Annotated in this window: 14 protein-coding genes and 3 pseudogenes; 14 read left to right on the top strand and 3 right to left on the bottom strand. The window is 62.1% G+C overall.

Annotated elements, in window-relative coordinates; translation table 11 throughout:
* The first annotated feature begins 48 nt into the window (after positions 1-48).
* From FFM81_RS30685 to FFM81_RS30650, 8 genes and pseudogenes are all read left to right on the top strand, one after another.
* Positions 49-1,254: a glycosyltransferase family protein gene (locus FFM81_RS30685; RefSeq protein ID WP_003563484.1), complete on the top strand. Its 1,206-nt coding sequence runs from the start codon at positions 49-51 to the stop codon at positions 1,252-1,254.
* Positions 1,255-1,263: 9 nt separating this feature from the next.
* A complete protein-coding gene (locus FFM81_RS30680; protein ID WP_138385815.1) occupies positions 1,264-2,511 on the top strand; it encodes a glycosyltransferase family 4 protein in 1,248 nt (415 codons plus the stop codon).
* The gene (locus tag FFM81_RS30675; RefSeq protein WP_138385816.1) at positions 2,508-3,656 is read left to right on the top strand and encodes a glycosyltransferase family protein; all 1,149 of its coding nucleotides are present in this window, start codon (positions 2,508-2,510) and stop codon (positions 3,654-3,656) included. Before FFM81_RS30680 ends, FFM81_RS30675 begins: the two co-directional genes overlap by 4 nt.
* A 72-nt stretch (positions 3,657-3,728) precedes the next feature.
* Positions 3,729-4,424, top strand: a complete 696-nt coding sequence (locus FFM81_RS30670; RefSeq protein ID WP_128397608.1) for a helix-turn-helix transcriptional regulator — start codon at positions 3,729-3,731, stop codon at positions 4,422-4,424.
* Positions 4,425-4,490: 66 nt separating this feature from the next.
* Complete coding sequence (locus tag FFM81_RS30665) at positions 4,491-4,865, top strand: VOC family protein (protein ID WP_025419034.1); 375 nt, start codon at positions 4,491-4,493, stop codon at positions 4,863-4,865.
* A gap of 3 nt (positions 4,866-4,868) precedes the next feature.
* Positions 4,869-5,321 (top strand): annotated as a pseudogene (locus FFM81_RS30660) (EVE domain-containing protein).
* A 378-nt stretch (positions 5,322-5,699) separates the two neighbouring features.
* Positions 5,700-8,414, top strand: a complete 2,715-nt coding sequence (locus tag FFM81_RS30655) for an ABC transporter ATP-binding protein (RefSeq protein WP_025419036.1) — start codon at positions 5,700-5,702, stop codon at positions 8,412-8,414.
* A gap of 98 nt (positions 8,415-8,512) precedes the next feature.
* Complete coding sequence (locus tag FFM81_RS30650; protein ID WP_003563501.1) at positions 8,513-8,980, top strand: cyclic nucleotide-binding domain-containing protein; 468 nt, start codon at positions 8,513-8,515, stop codon at positions 8,978-8,980.
* Between the two features lie 8 nt (positions 8,981-8,988).
* Here FFM81_RS30650 and FFM81_RS33025 read toward each other — a convergent pair.
* Together FFM81_RS33025 and FFM81_RS30640 are read right to left on the bottom strand one after the other, a co-directional pair.
* A pseudogene (locus tag FFM81_RS33025) lies at positions 8,989-9,141 on the bottom strand (type II toxin-antitoxin system RelE/ParE family toxin); the annotation flags it as partial.
* A gap of 264 nt (positions 9,142-9,405) precedes the next feature.
* On the bottom strand, positions 9,406-10,737 hold the full coding sequence (locus FFM81_RS30640) for an MFS transporter (protein WP_138385817.1): 1,332 nt from the start codon (positions 10,735-10,737) through the stop codon (positions 9,406-9,408).
* 388 nt (positions 10,738-11,125) lie between these two features.
* On the opposite strand from FFM81_RS30640, the pseudogene cyoA reads away from it, so the two are divergent.
* From cyoA to FFM81_RS30610, 6 genes and pseudogenes are all read left to right on the top strand, one after another.
* Positions 11,126-12,297: pseudogene (cyoA, locus tag FFM81_RS30635) on the top strand (ubiquinol oxidase subunit II).
* A 42-nt stretch (positions 12,298-12,339) separates the two neighbouring features.
* Positions 12,340-14,343 carry a cytochrome o ubiquinol oxidase subunit I gene (gene cyoB / locus FFM81_RS30630; RefSeq protein WP_097534364.1) on the top strand — a complete coding sequence of 668 codons (2,004 nt, stop codon included), beginning with the start codon at positions 12,340-12,342 and terminating at the stop codon, positions 14,341-14,343.
* A gap of 5 nt (positions 14,344-14,348) precedes the next feature.
* Positions 14,349-14,969, top strand: a complete 621-nt coding sequence (gene cyoC / locus FFM81_RS30625) for a cytochrome o ubiquinol oxidase subunit III (RefSeq protein ID WP_097534362.1) — start codon at positions 14,349-14,351, stop codon at positions 14,967-14,969.
* A complete protein-coding gene (gene cyoD / locus FFM81_RS30620; RefSeq protein ID WP_097534359.1) occupies positions 14,966-15,367 on the top strand; it encodes a cytochrome o ubiquinol oxidase subunit IV in 402 nt (133 codons plus the stop codon). The genes cyoC and cyoD overlap by 4 nt, the downstream gene beginning before the upstream one ends.
* Before the next feature lie 46 nt (positions 15,368-15,413).
* Complete coding sequence (locus FFM81_RS30615; protein ID WP_097534357.1) at positions 15,414-16,169, top strand: SURF1 family protein; 756 nt, start codon at positions 15,414-15,416, stop codon at positions 16,167-16,169.
* 110 nt (positions 16,170-16,279) lie between these two features.
* Entirely contained in the window at positions 16,280-17,479 is a 1,200-nt protein-coding gene (locus FFM81_RS30610) for an acyltransferase family protein (protein ID WP_138385877.1), read from the top strand.
* Positions 17,480-17,493: 14 nt separating this feature from the next.
* On the opposite strand, the gene FFM81_RS30605 is transcribed toward FFM81_RS30610, so the two are convergent.
* Complete coding sequence (locus tag FFM81_RS30605) at positions 17,494-19,422, bottom strand: hybrid sensor histidine kinase/response regulator (protein ID WP_025419040.1); 1,929 nt, start codon at positions 19,420-19,422, stop codon at positions 17,494-17,496.
* Positions 19,423-19,478: the final 56 nt, after the last annotated feature.

Raw genomic sequence — 19,478 nt, 5'->3', positions numbered from 1 at the left:
GGACGGTGGGGGTACTAACGCATGTTGTTCACCCCGGAGGGAACACCCATGGTGAGACGTCTCGAAGATGCGCGCATCCTCATGTACAGTCACGACACCTTCGGCCTCGGCCATCTCAGGCGCTGTCGCGCCATCGCCCATGCGCTGGTCGAGGATTATCGCGGCCTCAACATCCTGATCATTTCGGGCGCGACCATCGCCGGCGCCTTCGACTATCGCGCCCGCGTCGACTTCGTGAAGATCCCGAGCGTCATCAAGCTGCGCAACGGCGAATATACCTCGCTTGCCAGCCACATCGACCTGCACGAAACGCTGAAGATGCGCGAATCGAGCATCCGCCACACGGCCGAAACGTTCCAGCCGGATATTTTCATCGTCGACAAGGAGCCGATGGGGCTAAAGGGCGAGGTCGAGGATACGCTCGCCTATCTGAAGGCCCGCGGCACCGTACTGGTGCTCGGCCTGCGCGAAATCATGGACGCGCCGCATCTGCTCGAGGCCGAGTGGAAGAGGAACGGCATCATGCAGAAGATCGACCAATATTACGACAGCGTCTGGGTCTATGGCCCGCCTGATTTCTACGATCCGCTGATCGGTCTCGACGTGCCGGTGAGCCTGCGCCGGAAGATGGATTTCGTCGGCTTCCTGCAGCGCAGCGTCTCCAAGGGCAAGACCTCGATCAACGCCCGCAAGGATAATTACCTGCTGGTCACGACAGGCGGCGGCGGCGACGGCTCCGATCTCGTCCACGACGTGATGAACGCCTACGAGGCCGATCCGACGCTGACGCAGAAGGCGCTCGTCGTGCTCGGCCCCTATATGCCGGCCGCCGAGCGCGCCAAGCTGGTGCAGAAGGGCGAAGCCATTCCCTATATCGAAGTGATCGAGTTCGACAACCACATGGAAGAGTTGATCGACGGCGCCACCGGCGTCGTTGCCATGGGCGGCTACAACACCTATTGCGAGATCCTCTCCTTCGACAAGCCGGCCCTCATCGTGCCGCGCGTCAAGCCGCGCGAGGAACAGCTGCTGCGCGCCAAGCGCGCCAGCGAGCTCGGCCTCGTCGATATGCTGCAGCCGGAGCAATCAGCCGATCCCACCATCATGGCCGAGGCTCTGAAGCGCCTGCCCTTCCGCCTGCCGCCGTCGAAGAGCGGCAGCAATATGCATCTCGAAGGGCTGGACCACATCTCGCAGACAGTCGGGCGATGGATCGACGGCCGCGCCAGCCACCTTTCCCTCGTCGCGGAATAGGCCACAGCCTTGCCGCCACGCCGCAAGATTCTCGTCGTGCTGAAAGGCTATCCCCGCCTTTCGGAAACCTTCATCGCCCAGGAGCTGCTCGGTCTCGAAAAGGCCGGCTTCGACCTCACTTTGATTTCGATGCGCCGGCCAACCGACAAGAAACGCCATCCCGTGCATGACGAGATCAAGGCGCGCGTCGTCTACCTGCCGGAATATCTGCACGAGGAACCGATCCGCGTGCTGAAGGGACTGGTCGCCGGCTTCTCCAAACCCGGTTTCAAGGCGCTGATCAAACGTTTCCTCGCCGACCTCCCGCGCGACATCTCGCGCAACCGCTTCCGCCGTCTCGGCCAGGCGCTGGTGCTGGGACGCGAATGGCCTGATGGCGGTGAATGGCTGCATGCCCATTTCATCCACACGCCAGCCTCGGTGGCGGAATATGCGAGCATCCTCACCGGCACACCCTGGACCTGTTCGGCGCATGCCAAGGACATCTGGACCTCGCCCGACTGGGAGCTGCAGGAAAAACTCGGCAGCGCCCGCTGGGCCGTCACCTGCACACGGACGGGCTATGAACACATGCGATCGCTGACATCCCGCAAGGACGCCGTGCACTTGAGCTACCACGGTCTCGATCTCGCCCGTTTCGGCCATTTTGCCGGGGAGCGTTCGGACCGCACCGGCAGCGACCCCGACGATCCCGCCGTCATCCTCAGCGTCGGCCGGGCCGTCGAGAAGAAGGGCTACGACGTGCTGCTGCGGGCACTGGCGCTGCTGCCCGCCGACCTCCATTGGCGCATGGACCATATCGGCGGCGGCGAGGCGCTGGCCAAACTGAAGGCGCTGGCCGCAGAGCTCGGCCTCTCCAACCGCATCGCCTGGAAGGGCGCCATGGCGCAGGAAGACGTGCTCGATCATTACCGCCGCGCCGACCTCTTCGCGCTTGCCTGCCGGATCGCCGCCAATGGCGACCGCGACGGCCTGCCGAACGTGCTTGTGGAAGCCTCGAGCCAGCGGCTCGTCTGCGTCTCCACGACGGTATCCGGCGTGCCGGAACTTTTGGAGGACGGCGAAAACGGCTTGGTCGTGCCGCCGGAGGATCCGGCGCTGCTTGCCAAAGCGCTGGAGACGGCGATCCGCGACCCGGCGCTGCGCAAGCGCCTTGGCGACGCCGCCGAAAGGCGGGTGCGCGCCGATTTCGACTATCACTCCAGCATCCGGCAGCTCACCGGCTTGTTCGAGGCCGAATGGCAGAAGGCGTCATGACGGCACCGCGTATCTTCTTCTACGTCCAGCATCTGCTCGGCATCGGCCATATCGCCCGTGCCAGCCGCATCGCCAATGCGCTCGCCAAGGACGGTTTCGACGTCACGGTCGTCACCGGCGGCCTGCCGGTGCCGGGTTTTCCCGGCGAAGGCGTGAAGACCGTCGCCATGCCGCCGGTTGTCGCCAGCAATGCCGGTTTTTCCGGCCTCGCCGATGCCGATGGCCGCCCGGCCGGCGAGGATTTCCTCAATGCCCGCCGCGATCTGCTGCTTGACGCCTTCCGTGCCGCCAGGCCCGATGTCGTCATCATCGAAGCCTTCCCCTTCGGCCGGCGGCAGATGCGCTTCGAGCTGCTGCCCCTGCTGGCGGCGATCGACACGGCCGAACCGCGGCCGAAGCTTTTGAGCTCGGTGCGTGACATCCTCCAGGAAAACCGCAAGGCCGGCCGCGACGCGGAGACTGCAGCTCTGGTCAAGGACCATTTCGATGCGGTGCTCGTCCATGGCGACCCCGGCTTCATTAGGCTCGAGGACACCTTCCCGCTGACGTCAGAAATCGCCGACAGGCTGCGTTATACCGGCCTCGTGGCAGCGCCGCCGGCGCCGGAACCGGTTGAAACCTTCGATATTATCGCATCGGCCGGCGGCGGCGCGGTCGGCGCCGCGCTGATCGGCGCGGCGAAAGAGGCGGCGGCCCTGCTGCCGCGCAATCTTCGCTGGCTGCTGATATCAGGCCCGAACCTGCCGGAAGCCGATTTCGCTGCATTGTCGCGGGATGCGGCTGACAACGTGACGCTGGTGCGCTTCCGCAAGGATTTTCCCTCGCTGCTGCGCGGCGCCAAGGTCTCGATCTCGCAGGCGGGCTACAACACGGTCGGCGATCTGCTGCGCACCGAATGCCGGGCGATCCTCATCCCCTTCGTCGCCGGCGGCGAGACCGAGCAGACGGTGCGCGCCGAGCGGCTGCAGGCGCTGGATCTCGCCGACATCCTGCCGGAAACGGGACTGACGCCGGACCATGTGAAGGAAGCGGTCGAAAAAGCGCTCGCCGCGCCGCGCCGCGGGCCGGTCTCGCTCGATCTCGAAGGGGCTGAGAAAACCGCTGGCATCATTCGCTCGATGATTGCCGGCAATTCGAGGTTTTGAGGCAAGGCTCCGGCCCGTCCAAATCGCATCCTGCCACTATCTGGCAGCAGCAAGCCTGTATAAGTTTGCCGCATGTCCCGCTCCGAACGCCTCCTCGACCTTCTTCAGGTATTGCGCCGCCACCGCCGGCCGGTGAGCGGCGGCGTGCTGGCCGACGAGATCGGCGTCAGTATTCGCACGCTTTATCGGGATATCGCCAGCCTTCAGGCCCAGGGCGCGGCCATCGAGGGCGAACCGGGTGTCGGTTATATCCTGAAACCGGGATTTCTCCTGCCACCGCTGATGTTTCCGCCGGAGGAGATAGAAGCGCTCGTCCTCGGCTCGCGGTGGGTGGCGGACAGAGGGGACGATCCATTACGCGATGCGGCGCGAAATGCGCTGGCGCGGATCGCTGCCGTGCTACCGCCCGAACTGCGCGACGCGCTGGATGCATCCGCCCTTCTTGTGGGGCCGGGCGTCAAAATCCCTGTCGACTCGGTCGATCCAGCGCTACTGCGCAAGGCGATCCGCACCGAACGCAAGCTTTCCCTGTCCTATAGCGACGGAGCCGGCGTGGCGTCGGAGCGTTTGGTGTGGCCGTTCGCGCTTGCCTTTTTCGACCAGGTGCGCGTCCTCCTCGGATGGTGCGAACTCCGCCAGGATTTCCGCTCGTTCCGCACGGATCGAATCGTGCATGCGCACGCGCTCGACGCGCGTTATCCCAAGCGCAGGCAGGCGCTGCTGAAACAGTGGCGGGAGATCCAGGGAATACCGCATCGAGACGTATGATACTGCCAGAATTTGGCAGTATCAGGTCATAAGTTTCTGCTGTCCAACGAACAACAGGAGACTTTTATGACCGCCAGCAACAGCATTCTTCTCTACGTAAACGACGCCCCGGCGAGCGCCCGCTTCTACACCAAGCTGCTCGGGAAGGAGCCCGTGGAAGCGAGCGAGACCTTCGCCATGTTCATTTTGCCATCCGGCCTCGGGCTCGGTCTCTGGGGCAAAGCGGGCGTGGAGCCCGCGCCGGCAGTCCCCGGCGGTGGCTGCGAAATAGGCTTTAAGGTCGCGACATCAAGCGAGATCGATGCGACCCACGCCGATTGGCAGGCCAAGGGCGCGAATATCGTCATGGCGCCGACCGATCTCGATTTCGGCCGAAGCTTCGTGGCCGCCGATCCGGATGGGCATCGCCTGCGTGTCTACTCCATGGCCGAGGAGGTTTGACCCATGGCCAAAGCCTGGATCGCCGTTGCTTCCGCAGCGCATGTCCGAATCGGCCGCCAAGCCGGCTTCATGCAGGTCTGTCACGGCAAGGCATCACCTCTGAGGCGAATCTCGCCCGGGGATCGCGTGATCTACTACTCGCCCACCGTCGTCTTTGGCGGCAAGGACCGCTTGCAGGCTTTCACCGCGATCGGCGCGGCACGCGACGGCGCGCCCTAGCAGGTGGAGATGGAAAGCGGTTTCAGGCCCTGGCGGCGGGATGTCGATTGGCGGGCTGCAGAGGAAACGCCGATCCGGCCCCTGCTTGATCGGCTGGCCTTCACACGGGTCGGCCCCAACTGGGGCTACCAGCTTCGCTTCGGCCTGTTCGGCATCAGCAATGAGGATGCCGATATGATCGCGGAAGCGATGAGCTGCTCCTCTGCAAACGCCATGCTGCGAAAGATCGCCGCTTGAGCGCGACCTCTCTTCAGATCTTCAACGACCGGCCCCCGGATTTTCTCCGGGGGTATGTTTTTGTTCGCTGCACCGATCTCTGCATGATTGCCGAGCCATCTGCTGCCGCATAATTCCGTAAATCGGAATCGATTTAAGGATAAAATTATGCAGCAATTCCAAGCGTTATGGTGTCCTTTGGCCGTCTTTTCAGACGCGCGGCGCTGTAATCCAAAATTCCTGTGATATAAGCAATATTCCGGCGAGAATCGGCACATCTGCAGCCGGTCCCTTCGCCTTGTTTTCATTGCGATATCGGCGGTCCGGCTGCATGGTCCTGTTCTCAGAATTGCTCCCCATCCCGGCCCCCGGAATTTCCCAGCACGCTGACGGTTAGCCATGGAAAAAAGCCTCGCCCGCTACATCTGGAAGAACACGCGGCTGCAGCAGCTGTGGATTCTGGCTGTCGTCGCCGCCTCGATGGTGCCCTACTTCCTGTCCTTCGACCTGCCGAAGCAGATCGTCAATGGACCGATTCAGGGCGACGGTTTCGAAGGTCCGGGCGCCAGGCAGACCTTCATGCACATCGCCTACGACATTCCGCTGATCGGACATGTCGAATTCTTTCAAGGCTTGCAGCTCAACCGCTTTCAGATGCTGATGGCCCTCAGCCTGGTGTTTCTGGCGCTGGTGGTACTGAACGGCCTCTTCAAGTTCTATATCAACACCTATAAGGGCCGGCTCGGCGAGCGCATGCTGCGCCGCATCCGCTTCGAACTGATCGACCGGGTGCTGCGTTTTCCGCCCATCCACTTCAAGCGGGTGAAATCGGCAGAGATCGCCACGATGATCAAGGACGAGGTGGAGCCGATGGGCGGCTTCACCGGCGATGCCTTCGTCTCGCCTGCCCTTCTCGGCGGCCAGGCGATCACGGCGCTCGCCTTCATCATCGTGCAGAATTTCTGGCTCGGCATGATCGCGGCCGGCATCGTTGGCGTCCAGGCCGTCGTCATTCCCCGCATGCGCAAGCGTCTGCTGGATCTCGGCCGTCAGCGCCAGCTGACGGCGCGCGAACTGTCCGGCCGCGTCGGCGAAATCGTCGACGGCATCGGCACGATCCACGGCAACGACACATCCAACCTCGAACGCGCCGACATCGCCTCACGGCTCGGCCGGATCTTTTCCATCCGCTACGACCTCTACCAGTGGAAGTTCCTGGTAAAGTTCATCAACAACTTCCTCGCCCAGGTGACGCCTTTCCTATTCTACGCGATCGGCGGCTATCTGGCGCTGCAGGGCCGGCTCGACATCGGCCAGCTCGTCGCCGTCATCTCGGCCTATAAGGACCTGCCCGGACCGCTGAAGGAACTGATCGACTGGGACCAGATGCGCCAGGACGTGCAGGTGAAGTACCAGCAGGTCTACGAGCAGTTCAATGTCGAGCCGCTGATCGACAGCCGAATCCAGGAGCTGGCGACCGCCCCCGTCGGCGCGCTGACGAGCGCACTTGTCGTCACCAACCTCTCGCTCTCCGACGACAGCGGCGCCCGCCTCGTCGACCACGTCTCCGTCGAGATCAAGCCGAACGAGACGGTGGCGATCGTCGGCCCGAACGGCAGCGGCGCGGAAGCCTTCGCCGAAGCCCTCGGACGCATGGTCTGGCCGGATTCCGGCCGTATCACCATCGACGGCCGTGACCTCCTGGACTTGCCGGAATCCATCACCGGCCGGCGCATCTCCTATGCCTCGGCCGATACTTTCTTCTTCCATGGCACGCTCGCCAGCAATCTGCTTTACGGCCTCAAACACGCGCCGATGACGGATCCCGTCTACGACGAGAAGGAAGCGCTGGAGTATAAATGGCATTCCGTCGAGGCGGTGAAGGCCGGCAATCCAACGCTCGACCTCAACAGCGACTGGGTGGATTACAAGGCAGCCGGCGCCAGTGGGCCGGAGGACCTGCTGAAAGCCATCCGCCCGGTGCTCGACGCCGTGCTGATCTCGCAGGACATCCTTGATCTGGCGCTGCGCTCGAACGTCAACACCGAGGTGCATGTGGCGGTCAGCGACCATGTCGTGGCGCTGCGCGCCTCGCTCCGAGACCGGCTGCGTGACGAGGGTCTCGACGGTATCGTCGTGCCTTTCGATTTCGACGCCTATAACGCCCAGGCAACGGTCGGCGAAAACCTGCTCTTCGGCACGATGAAGCGGCCGCTGATGACCAATCGCCGGCTTGCTGCCCATCCCTATTTCCAGCAGCTGTTCCGCGAGACGGGCCTGAGCACCGATCTCTACGCCATGGGCCTCGAAATCGCCGAAAACGCCGTCGAACTCTTCCACGACCTGCCGCCGGACCATCCGTTCTTCCAGCAACTGACCTTCATGACGGCCGACGATATACCGACCTACCAGGCACTGCTGCAGAAGCTGCAAAGCCGCCGCTTCGAGGACGCCACGCCCGAGGAACGTTCGGCCATCATCCGCTTGAGTTTTGCCTATATCGAGCCGCGCCACCGCTTCGGTCTGCTGACCGACGAACTGATGGCCAAGATCGTCAGCGCCCGCAAGCAGTTCCACGAGCATATTCCGGCCGACCTCGCCGAGTTGATCGAGCGCTATGACGCCGAACGGTTCACCCCGTCGGCAAGCCTGATGGACAATGTGCTTTTCGGCCGCATCGCCTATCAACAGGCCGACGCCTCCGACCGCATCCGCGCCATCATGGGCGAGCTCTTCGATGCGCTCGATCTTTACGACGACGTGCTGGCGATCGGCCTCGAATTCGACGTCGGCTCCGGCGGCAAGCGGCTGACCATGGTGCAGCGGCAGAAGCTGAATCTTGCCCGCGCGCTGTTGAAACGCTCGGATTATTTCATCTTCAACCGACCGCTGTCGGCGCTCGACCAGCGCGTTCAGGATCAGATCACCCGCAACATCGTCGAAGACCTGCACGAAGAAGGCAAGCGCCCGTCGATCATCTGGGTACTCTCTAATGCGCGGCTCGCCGAGATGTTCGACCGAATCCTGCTCTTCGACCGCGGCGGCCTGGCCGAAGCCGGAAACTATCCGGAACTTTCCGAGAAAAACGGGATGTTCAAGGAACTGTTATCGTAATATTCTATAGGCGCGGCGATGGTAGGCGTTCCCGGGGGGACGCTCGGAATTGAAGGCGCCTGGTTCCAAGAACCCTGCGTCAGGGGATTGAAACGCTCATGCTGTTGAGAGACGAAGTGGAAATGCTGCGCCGGGTGCCGATCTTTTCAAGGATTGCGCCAGCCAAGCTCAAGCTTTTGGCCTTTACCTCCGACCGCATGACCTACAAGGCCGGACAGAATCTCTTCCATCAGGGCGATGTCGGCGATGCCGCCTATGTCATCCTCTCCGGCACCGCCGATATCATCGTTTCCTCGCCGGCCGGCGAGATCAAGGTCGCCGATGTCGAACTCAATTCCATCGTCGGCGAAATCGCCATCCTCTGCGACGTCTCGCGCACGGCAACGGTACGCGCCACCTCACCGCTCGAGGTGCTGCGCATCAGCAAGGAGCACTTCCTGAAGCTGCTCAGCGACTTTCCGGAGATGGCGGTGGAAATCATGCGGGTGCTCGCCGACCGCCTGAACCACACCACGGCGGAACTGACCGCGGCGCGGGCGGCAAAGCAGCCGCAGATGGCGCAGTAGAAACGCATTCAGCGTTTTGGCCGCCATTGCTGGGCGCCATGAAGAAAGCGCAATATTTCCACTCTCTGTGCTTTTCTGTCGATACGGTAGACCAGCAGAAATGCGGTACGCGGAACGACCAGTTCCCGCGTCCCATCGAGACGACCGCCGCGTCCTGCCTCGTCGGTCGGCCAATTGCGGATCTGGCGATCTGATGAGGGCGTGTAAGCGCTTTTCTTCACTTGCTCTCCGGGCTTACACGCTTCACGACTTCGCACCGACGGCCGCTCTCCCGTAACCTTTACGGGCGCCCAGCGTACGTGCCCTGCGAGAGGTGGGTAGGGAACGGAAACGGTGCGGCATATCCCTTCGCCCCGCGCGCGGGGAGAAGGTGCCGGCAGGCGGATGAGGGGCTCGCGTCGTGGACGCAGGCCCGCTTAATAAACCTACTCGCGCTGCTCCAACGCCTTGCTGAAGGCGAGTGCGGCCAGTGTGCAGATGGCGCCGGAGAGCAGGTAGTAGCCGACGAAGGTGAGGCCGAAGCGGCTGGAGAGGCTGAGCGCCACCAGCGGCGCAAAGCCGGCGCCGATCAGCCAGGCGAGGTCCGAGGTGAAGGCGGCGCCGGTGTAGCGATAGCCCCGACCGAAGCGCGACGAGATCGAGCCGGTCGCCTGGCCGAAGGACAGACCGAGTACGCCGAAGCCGATGATGACGAAGGCGTCATGGCCGCTATTGCCGGAGGCGATCAGGCTCGGCCCGATAAAGCTGAAGACGGCGATGATGACGGCGCAGATGGCAAGCTGGGCGCGCCGGCCGATACGGTCGGCGATCAGGCCCGAGGCGATGATGGTGAGGATGCCGACCGCGGCGCCGATCACCTGCACCACCATGAAGGCGCCGATCGGCTGGTTGCCGTAAAGGCTCATCCAACCAAGCGGGAAGATGGTGACGAGGTGGAACATGGCGAAACTGGCGAGCGGCACGAAGGCGCCGATCAGGATATCGCGGCCGTGAACGCGCAGCACGTCGAGGATCGGTGCTGCTTCCAGTTCATGCTGTTCGAGCAGCGTGCCGAATTCCTTGGTCATCACCAGGCGCAAACGCGCAAACAGCGCCACGACGTTGATCGCGAAGGCGACGAAGAAGGGATAACGCCAGCCCCAGGAAAGGAAATCCTCGCTCGAAAGATTGGCGACGAAATAACCGAACAGAGTACTCGCCAGCGCAAAGCCGATCGGCGCGCCGAGCTGCGGGATCATCGCATACCAGCCGCGGTGATTGGCCGGCGCATTCAGCGCCAGCAGCGAGGCAAGCCCGTCCCAGGCGCCGCCGAGCGCAAAACCCTGGCCGAGGCGGAAGAGCGCCAGCAGCGCGATCGACCAGACGCCGATCTCCTCGTAACCCGGCAGGAAAGCGATCGAGGCCGTCGAGCCGCCGAGCAGGAAAAGCGCGATCGTCAGCTTGGTGCCGCGCCCGTACATCCGGTCGATCGTCATGAAGACGACGGAGCCGACGGGTCGGGCGAGGAAGGCGAGCGAGAAAATGGCGAAGGAATAGAGCGTGCCCGTCAGCCTGTCGGGCGCGAAGGGGAAGACGAGCTGTGGAAAGACCAGGACGGAGGCGAGGCCGTAGACGAAGAAATCGAAGAATTCCGACATGCGGCCGATCACCACGCCGATGGCGATGCTGCCCGGCGAAACCGGCTTGTCGTCGTGAATGCGCCGCGCGTCGCGTTCAAGCGACGATGACGACGGTCCGTAATGCGATGTTGTTGCCATAAACGCCTCCTCGTTAAGGCGCTTCCGGCAAGGCGCCCCAAGCGTGATCTTGATCAAACCTGCAGGCTTATCAAGTCCGTAAGACTGAAATAGTTCATCATCGCGGCGCAAATGAGCGTGGAGGGGAAAAAATTGCGGGATCCGGACAGTGATTTTCCCCTGCAAATGCTGGCCTGGCCGGTTCTTGCGGATATATTGGACTGAACATGCGCTGGCGAAAAATCCTTCTGGATTCCGTCAGGATTTCAACGCTATAGGACACCCGGGTTTACGCCGCACTGCGGCATGCTTGCTGCACTGCGACCAAAGGCCTCATGTCGCGATCCGGTTCAGTGCTTTAGTCGCGGAACAAACGAAACAACAAGAGCTTAGAGACGTGCCAAAACTCATGAAGTTTTCCCGCCTTCTATCCGTCTTGCCGCTGCTTTTCCTGGCAGGATGCAACATGGTGGTCATGGCGCCGTCCGGCGACATCGCCGTGCAACAGCGCGATCTCATCATCATCTCGACGGTGCTGATGCTTCTGATCATCATCCCGGTGATCTTCCTGACGCTGCTCTTTGCCTGGCGCTACCGCCACTCCAACACCGCCGCAACCTATGCCCCGGAATGGCACCATTCGACCCGCCTCGAAATCGTCATCTGGGCGGCACCCTGGCGATTATCATCGCGCTCGGCGCCGTCACCTGGATTTCCACCCATAAGCTCGATCCCTACCGCCCGCTCGACCGCCTCGATGCCGAACGCACCATCCCGGCCGACACCAAGCCGCTGACCGTCGAAGTCGTGGCGCTCGACTGGAAGTGGCTGTTCTTCTATCCGGAACTCGGCATCGCCACCGTCAACGAGCTTGCTGCCCCGGTCGACATGCCGATCAATTTCAAGATCACCGCCTCCTCGGTGATGAACTCCTTCTATATCCCCGCCCTTGCCGGCCAGATCTACGCCATGCCGGGCATGGAGACCAAGCTGCACGCCGTCATCAACAAAGAGGGCGAGTATGAGGGCTTCTCCGCCAATTACAGCGGCTCGGGCTTCTCGCATATGCGCTTCAAGTTCCACGGCCTCGGCCGCGAAGGCTTCGACACCTGGGTGGCTCAGGTCAAGCAAAAGGGCACCATGCTCAACCGCGACGCCTATCTGAAGCTCGAAAAGCCGAGCGAGAAGGAGCCGGTGCGCTATTTCGCCGGCGCCGATGCCGATCTCTATGACGCCATCCTCAACATGTGCGCCACGCCGGGCAAGATGTGCATGAACGAGATGATGCACATCGACATGACGGGCGGCGGCGGCAAGGAAAGTGCCGAGAACCGCGACAAGCTGCAATATGACAACCGCCATGCCGACGAAGGCATCGTGGCGCCCGCCGCCACCGTGCCGGCAACGGGTGCTCCGGCGCGCAGCGAACCGGCCAAGTCAAGCGACGGCAACAGCATGCAGCACGATATGCCCGGCATGCAAAGCACGCCCGGCATGGACATGCAGCATGACGGCCATTCCATGCCCGGCATGACCAACGGCGCCGATCCTGCGCCGGCGCAGCTCAACGACAACAATTAACCTGGCGCTTTGCGTCGCAAGACATAATGAACGGGTTGTTCCATGTTTTCCAATCCTGACCTCCTGAAGTTCGTCTTCGGCCGGTTGACCCTCGATGCCATTCCCTATCACGAGCCGATCCTGGTCGTGACCTTCATCGGCGTCGTCATCGGCGCCATCGCGGTGCTCGGCCTCATCACCTATTTCAAGTTCTGGGGTCCGCTCTGGAACGACTGGATCTGCAGCGTCGATCACAAAAAGATCGGCATCATGTATGTGATCCTGGCCGTCATCATGCTGCTGCGCGGTTTCTCCGACGCGATCCTGATGCGCATCCAGCAGGCGATCGCCTTCAATGGTTCGGAGGGCTATCTGCCGCCGCACCATTACGACCAGGTCTTCACCGCCCACGGCGTCATCATGATCTTTTTCGTGGCGATGCCCTTCGTCACCGGCCTGATGAACTTCGTCGTGCCGCTGCAGATCGGCGCGCGCGACGTCTCCTTCCCCTTCCTCAACAATTTTTCCTTCTGGATGACCACGGCCGGCGCGATCATCATCATGTTGTCGCTGTTCATCGGCGAATTCGCCCAGACCGGCTGGCTCGCCTATCCGCCGCTGTCGGGCGCGGCCTACAGTCCGGGTGTCGGCGTCGACTATTATATCTGGGGCCTGCAGGTGGCCGGTGTCGGAACGACGCTTTCGGGCATCAACCTGATCGCCACCATCGTCAAGATGCGCGCGCCAGGCATGACCTTCATGAAGATGCCGGTCTTCACCTGGACGGCGCTGTGCACCAACGTGCTGATCGTCGCATCCTTCCCGATCCTGACGGCAACGCTCGCCCTGTTGTCGCTCGACCGCTATGCCGGAACGAACTTCTTCACCAACGACCTCGGCGGCAACCCGATGATGTACATCAACCTCATCTGGATCTGGGGTCATCCGGAGGTCTACATCCTGGTGCTGCCCGCCTTCGGCATCTTCTCCGAAGTCGTCGCCACCTTCTCCGGCAAGCGCCTGTTCGGCTACGCCTCGATGGTCTACGCCACTTGCGTGATCATGATCCTGTCCTACATCGTCTGGCTGCACCACTTTTTCACGATGGGCTCGGGTGCTTCCGTCAACTCCTTCTTCGGCATCACCACGATGATCATCTCGATCCCGACCGGGGCGAAGATCTTCAACTGGCTGTTCACCATGTATCGCGGCCGCATCCGCTACGAGGTGCCGATGCTGTGGACGGTCGGCTTCATGGTTACCTTCGTCATCGGCGGCATGACCGGCGTCATGCTTGCCGTGCCGCCGGCCGACTTCGTCCTGCACAATTCGCTGTTCCTCATCGCCCACTTCCATAACGTCATCATCGGCGGCGTTCTCTTCGGGATGTTCGCCGGCGTGAACTATTGGTTCCCGAAGGCCTTCGGCTTCAAGCTCGATCCCTTTTGGGGCAAGCTGAGCTTCTGGTTCTGGCAGATCGGCTTCTGGTTCGCCTTCATGCCGCTCTATGTGCTCGGCCTGATGGGTGTCACCCGCCGCATGAGCCAGTTCGAAGACCCGTCGCTGCAGATCTGGTTCATCATCGCCGCCTTCGGCGTCGGACTGATCGCGCTCGGCATCGTGGCCTTCCTGATCCAGATCGCCGTCAGCTTCATGAAGCGCGAGGAACTGCGTGACGATAGCGGCGACCCCTGGGACGGCCGCACGCTGGAATGGTCGACCGCCTCGCCGCCGCCGGATTACAACTTTGCCTTCACGCCGGTCGTGCACGACCATGACAGCTGGTACGATATGAAGAACCGCGGTTATGCCCGGCCGCTGGAAGGCTTCCGGCCGATCCATATGCCGAAGAACACCGGCACCGGCGCAATCCTCTCGGCCATCAGCGTCGCCCTCGCCTTCGGCCTGATCTGGTACATGTGGTGGCTGGTCGTCGTCTCCTTCGTCGGTCTGCTGGTCGTGGCGATCGGCCATACCTTCAACTACCGACGCGACTTCCACATCCCCGCCGAAGAGGTGACCGCAACGGAAGGCAAGCGCACCGCGCTGCTTGCCGAGCAGGTGTAAAGACCATGAGCGATCAGACCATCGACACGGCCGAAAAGCCTGAATTCTACCTGACGGAAGACCATCACCCAGAGAACAGCACCAATCTCGGTTTCTGGCTCTACCTGATGAGCGACTGCCTGATCTTCGCCGTGCTGTTTGCCACGCACGGCGTGCTCGGTCGCAACTATGCGGCCGGTCCGTCGCCGGCCGATCTCTTCGATCTGCCGATCGTCGCCCTCAACACCTCAATGCTGCTGTTCTCCTCGATCACCTATGGCTTCGCCATGTTGCAGATGGAGCGGAATGCCAAGGCGGAAACGCTGTTCTGGCTCACCGTCACCGGCCTGTTCGGCGCAGCCTTCATCGGGCTCGAGCTCTACGAGTTCATCCACCTGATCCATGAGGGCGCCGGGCCGACGCGCAGCGCCTTCCTTTCCTCCTTCTTCACGCTGGTCGGCACGCACGGCCTGCACGTCACCTTCGGCATCATCTGGCTGATCACGCTGATGGTGCAGGTGTCGATGCACGGGCTGGTCGAGGCCAACCGCCGCCGTCTGATGTGCCTTTCGATGTTCTGGCACTTCCTCGACGTCGTCTGGATCGGCGTCTTTTCCTTCGTCTATCTGCTCGGAGTACTCGGATGAGTTCGCAAGCACCCGCACATGAGGATGCCCACGAGGCCCATCACGGCCACAGCCACGGTCACCAGGCCGGCCATGGCACGTTCAAGAGTTATATGACGGGCTTTGCGCTCTCCGTCGTCCTGACCGCCATTCCGTTCTGGCTCGTCATGGCAGGCGTGTTCGCCAGCCCGCTGGTGACGGCGGTGCTGGTGATGGGCATCGGCGCCATCCAGATCGTCGTCCATATGGTCTTCTTCCTGCACATGAACCCGCGCAGTGAGGGCGGCTGGACGATGATGGCGCTGATCTTCACCATCATCATCGTCGCCATCGCTCTCTCCGGGTCTCTCTGGGTCATGCATCATCTCAACACCAACATGATGCCGATGAGCCCCGAGATGATGAAGAACATGCCGTGATGGTCACGGGGCGCCGGCGGCAGCGCCGGCGGCATCGGTTCAGCCCATGAGCGTGGCTCCGGACAAATCGGCAAGACGGCCCTCTCGGGCAAAACGCGCGTTCTTCTGCGTCTGCCTGGCGCTGCTTGCCGCAATTCTCGCAGCGCTCGGCACCTGGCAGGTGCAGCGGCTCGCCTGGAAGAGCGGCCTCATCGCCCGCGTCGACCAGCGTGTGCATGCGCCACCGGTTCCGGCGCCGGCGCAGGCCGATTGGGGCAAGGTCAATGCCGCCGACGACGAATATCGGCGGGTGAGTGCGACCGGAGCTCTGGCAAACGACAAGGAGACGCTGGTCTATGCGTCGACGGCGCTCGGTCCGGGTTATTGGGTAATGACGCCGCTAACACTCGCCGACGGCACGGCCATTCTCGTCAATCGCGGCTTCGTGCCGATCGATAGACGCGATCCGGCGACCCGCCGCGGGGGCGAATTGTCAGGCCCCGTCGAGATCACCGGCCTCATACGGATGACCGAGCCGAAGGGATCGCTGCTGCAAGCCAACGACGCTGCCGCCGACCGCTGGTATTCGCGCGATGTCGCGGCGATCGCGCAAAAGCGTGGCGTCGCTGCGATCGCGCCCTATTTCATCGATGCCGGCGCCTCGGCCAATCCGGGCGGCTTGCCTGTCGGCGGTCTGACGATCATCCATTTCCCCAACAACCATCTCGTCTATGCGATCACCTGGTATGGGTTGGCGGCGATGGCGCTCGCCTTGCTGCTGTTCATCCTTCGCGGCGAGATGGGAAGAGGCCGCCGGGCTTAATCCGGGTGCGGCAAGCGGTTGCGCCAAGCGGCTCGAGCGCAACCGGATTAAGATCGTGTAAAGCGATGTCCGATACTTCTTATCGGAACGGAATTTTACAAAAGCTGCACATGAACCGGCCGGATTACATTCCCAGTCTCGATGGCCTGCGCGGTATCGCCGCCCTGCTGGTCGTGCAGGCGCATGTCGGACTTATCTTTCCAGGGGCATCCGCGCTTTTGACGACCATGGGCAGCGAAGCCGTCGGCTTGTTTTTTGCCCTCAGCGGCTTTCTGATGGCCCATCTCTACGGCGCGCGGCAGGTGACCCGAGAAAACGTCCTGGATTTTCTGGTGAGCCGATTTGCCCGCATCTATCCGGTTTATCTGGCTGCCGTTCTGCTCGTGGCGATGCTGTCCGGCATACAAAATCTGGGCTTCGTTCAGCCGATCATCGGCGGCACCGATTTTGTGCGCCATGTCTTTCTTCTGGGCTCAAGTGGCGTTTTCTGGTCAATTCCACCTGAAATTCAATTCTATCTGCTCTTCCCGATCCTGTGGCTTTGCCTAGCCCGCCCGCAACGCTACAGCGGGGTGATCGTCGGCTTCGCAGTGGTCGTCGTCGTCGATGGTCTGCTTGAATTGCCTGGGCCTGGAATCATGCTCTTGTCCAAGCTCCCCTATTTTCTTTTCGGCGCACTTGCCGGGAAGATGCATTCCTGCTGGGATCGATGGACGCCATCCCCTCTCACCGGAACTTTCACGCTCTTCCTGCTGGCGGTGTTCTTCACTTACCGGCATCTCGTGCCTGGTTTTTCCCCTGAATTCTGGAGCCTGCAAAGCGCCGTCGCCGCAGCCGTCATTGTCGCGCTGGTTGCTCGGCAGCCTCCGATCGCAGCCTATGTCCTGGCGGCTGCGCCTGCGAGGTTTCTCGGGACGATCAGCTTCTCGCTCTATCTTTTCCACGTGCCGATAATGTTCCTGGTGCATCGGACTTTTGAAACTCTGATGCCGGAATCGGCCGTGATCGCGGTCGCGCTTGTCGTTGCAGTGGGGGGAGCATGGTTCCTTCATGAAACGATAGAAGTTCCGAGCCGACGCCTGCTCGTTACCTTGTGGCAGCATCACCGGTGGCGCGTCACCGCACGCGAAACTCCGGCTGAGCGGATGGAACGGGCGATCCTTGACTTGCAAGAGACCGAAAAACGCCTCCTCAGCGGTGCATCGTCAGCCACGGCGAGTGAACAACAAGTCTTGACGCCGAGCGAACTCCGCGGGGGAACCGACCGCGACGTCATCCAGGATAGTGGCGATGATAAGCGTCGCGCATAGCCGCTCCGCGCCCTTTAAGAAGCGACCCGGCTGATCGCATCGGCGAGCTGCGCCTGCGAGAAGGGCTTGCCGAGGCGGGGCAGATTGGCAATGCGGGTGCCCTCGGGGAGCTCGGCGTAACCGGTTGCGAGAATGATCGGCATCTCGGGCCACTCCTCGCGGATCACCTCGGCGAGCTCGGCGCCCGTCATGCGCGGCATGGCGTGGTCGCAAATGACCAGATCGACCGGCTGCCTGCGCAGGATCTCCAGCGCTTCGGGACCTGCCATCGCCTCGAACACGGTGTGACCGAGATCCTCCAGCATCAGCGTCGTATTCATCAGCACCAGACCATCGTCATCGACGGCGACGATACGCAGCCCGCGCGGCGTATTTTCCGCGCGTTGCGGCGGGTTTGCTGTGACCTCGGCTACCTGCTCGACAGTGACGACCGGGAACCACAATTCAGCTGTCGTGCCTTCGCCGAGGCGGCTTTTCAACATGAGGCGGCCGCCAGACTGGGAGGCAAGACCCTGCACCATGGAAAGGCCGAGACCGGTGCCCTTGCCAACACCCTTGGTGGTGAAGAACGGGGTCACTGCCTGCTCCATCGTCTTTGCATCCATGCCCTCGCCTTCATCGATCACCGCGATACGGACATACCGGCCAGACCGCAGCGGACCCTTGCCTGACGGCACCGATTCCTCGGAGGCGCGAAGCACGATCCGGCCGCCGGATGGCATGGCGTCGCGGGCGTTGACGACGAGATTCAGGATCGCCATCTCCAGCTGGTTGGGATCGGTAAGGATCGTCGGCAGCCGGATGGGGAACGAGGTCTCGATCCTGGTCAGTGGCCCGAGCGAACGGCTGAGCATATCCATCATGCCGCGCATCAGGCCGGAGACGTCGATCGGCTCCATATGCAGTTCCTGCCGGCGGGAAAAGGCCAGCATGCGCTGCGTCAACGCAGCACCCCGCTGCGCACCCTGCATGGCATTGTCGACCAGCGATGTCAGCGATAGATCCTGCGGCATCCGTTTCTTCAGGATTTCGAGACTGCCGAGCACGGCCATCAGCAGATTGTTGAAGTCATGGGCGATACCGCCGGTCAACTGACCGATCGCTTCCATCTTCTGCGACTGGAAGAGCTCTTCGCGCGCCTGCTCCAATGCCCGCTGGGTCTCCATCTTTTCGGTGATATCGCGGGTGATCTTGGCAAAACCGAGCACCTCGCCGTCATCGCCGCGGATGACGTCGATGACGACGCTGGCCCAGAAACGCGTGCCGTCCTTGCGCACGCGCCAGCCTTCCCTCTCGAACCGGCCTTCGGTACGGGCGATCCTGAGCGCGGTTTGCGGAATACCGGCTTCGCGGTCCTCGGGAGTATAGAAGGTCGAGAAATGCCGGCCGATGATTTCTTTAGGCCTATAGCCTTTGATGCGCTCGGCGCCGAAATTCCAGCTGCTGACATTGCCTTCGGGATCGAGCATGTAGATCGCATAGTCCGAGACGCCCTGGACGAGCCGGCGGAACTGTTCCTCGCTCTGGCGGATCGCGTTTTCGGCGGCCCTGCGTTCAGTCAGATCGCGGGTGATCTTGGCAAAACCGATGAGTTCACCGGAGGGACGGCGGATCGGATCGATGATCACATGGGCCCAGAAGCGGCTGCCATCCTTGCGCTTACGCCAGCCCTCGCCTTCGAACCGGCCTTGCTCTTTCGCCGTGGTGAGCGCGCGCTCCGGAATTCCCGCGGCGCGGTCCTCATCCAGATAGAACCGCGAAAAATGCTCGCCGAGAATTTCGGAAGGCTTGTAACCTTTGAAACGCTGAGCCCCGGTATTCCAGCTGGTGATGATGCCTTCGGGGCTGAGCATATAGATGGCGTAGTCGGTGATGGCATCGACCAGTAAGCGAAATCGTCCCTCCTCGTTAAGAGACGTATCATTTCTATTCAATGCTTCCATCGGCCCCTCAGAGTCACCAGCGCTTTATAACGCGGCGGCGGGCGGATGGTTCCGAA

Source organism: Rhizobium hidalgonense (assembly GCF_005862185.2).
GTDB classification, from domain to species: Bacteria; Pseudomonadota; Alphaproteobacteria; order Rhizobiales; family Rhizobiaceae; genus Rhizobium; species Rhizobium hidalgonense.
This window is presented reverse-complemented; position numbering and strand designations above follow the sequence as displayed.

Excerpts from the sequence above, each read along its gene's own strand:
- cyoC (WP_097534362.1), top strand. The coding sequence starts at position 14,349 with ATGAGCGATCAGACCATCGACACGGCCGAAAAGCCTGAATTCTACCTG.
- FFM81_RS30665 (WP_025419034.1), top strand. The coding sequence starts at position 4,491 with ATGACCGCCAGCAACAGCATTCTTCTCTACGTAAACGACGCCCCGGCG.
- cyoB (WP_097534364.1), top strand. The coding sequence starts at position 12,340 with ATGTTTTCCAATCCTGACCTCCTGAAGTTCGTCTTCGGCCGGTTGACC.
- FFM81_RS30640 (WP_138385817.1), bottom strand. The coding sequence starts at position 10,737 with ATGGCAACAACATCGCATTACGGACCGTCGTCATCGTCGCTTGAACGC.
- FFM81_RS30605 (WP_025419040.1), bottom strand. The coding sequence starts at position 19,422 with ATGGAAGCATTGAATAGAAATGATACGTCTCTTAACGAGGAGGGACGA.
- FFM81_RS30685 (WP_003563484.1), top strand. The coding sequence starts at position 49 with ATGGTGAGACGTCTCGAAGATGCGCGCATCCTCATGTACAGTCACGAC.
- FFM81_RS30655 (WP_025419036.1), top strand. The coding sequence starts at position 5,700 with ATGGAAAAAAGCCTCGCCCGCTACATCTGGAAGAACACGCGGCTGCAG.
- FFM81_RS30615 (WP_097534357.1), top strand. The coding sequence starts at position 15,414 with ATGAGCGTGGCTCCGGACAAATCGGCAAGACGGCCCTCTCGGGCAAAA.
- cyoD (WP_097534359.1), top strand. The coding sequence starts at position 14,966 with ATGAGTTCGCAAGCACCCGCACATGAGGATGCCCACGAGGCCCATCAC.
- FFM81_RS30610 (WP_138385877.1), top strand. The coding sequence starts at position 16,280 with ATGAACCGGCCGGATTACATTCCCAGTCTCGATGGCCTGCGCGGTATC.
- FFM81_RS30670 (WP_128397608.1), top strand. The coding sequence starts at position 3,729 with ATGTCCCGCTCCGAACGCCTCCTCGACCTTCTTCAGGTATTGCGCCGC.
- FFM81_RS30650 (WP_003563501.1), top strand. The coding sequence starts at position 8,513 with ATGCTGTTGAGAGACGAAGTGGAAATGCTGCGCCGGGTGCCGATCTTT.
- FFM81_RS30675 (WP_138385816.1), top strand. The coding sequence starts at position 2,508 with ATGACGGCACCGCGTATCTTCTTCTACGTCCAGCATCTGCTCGGCATC.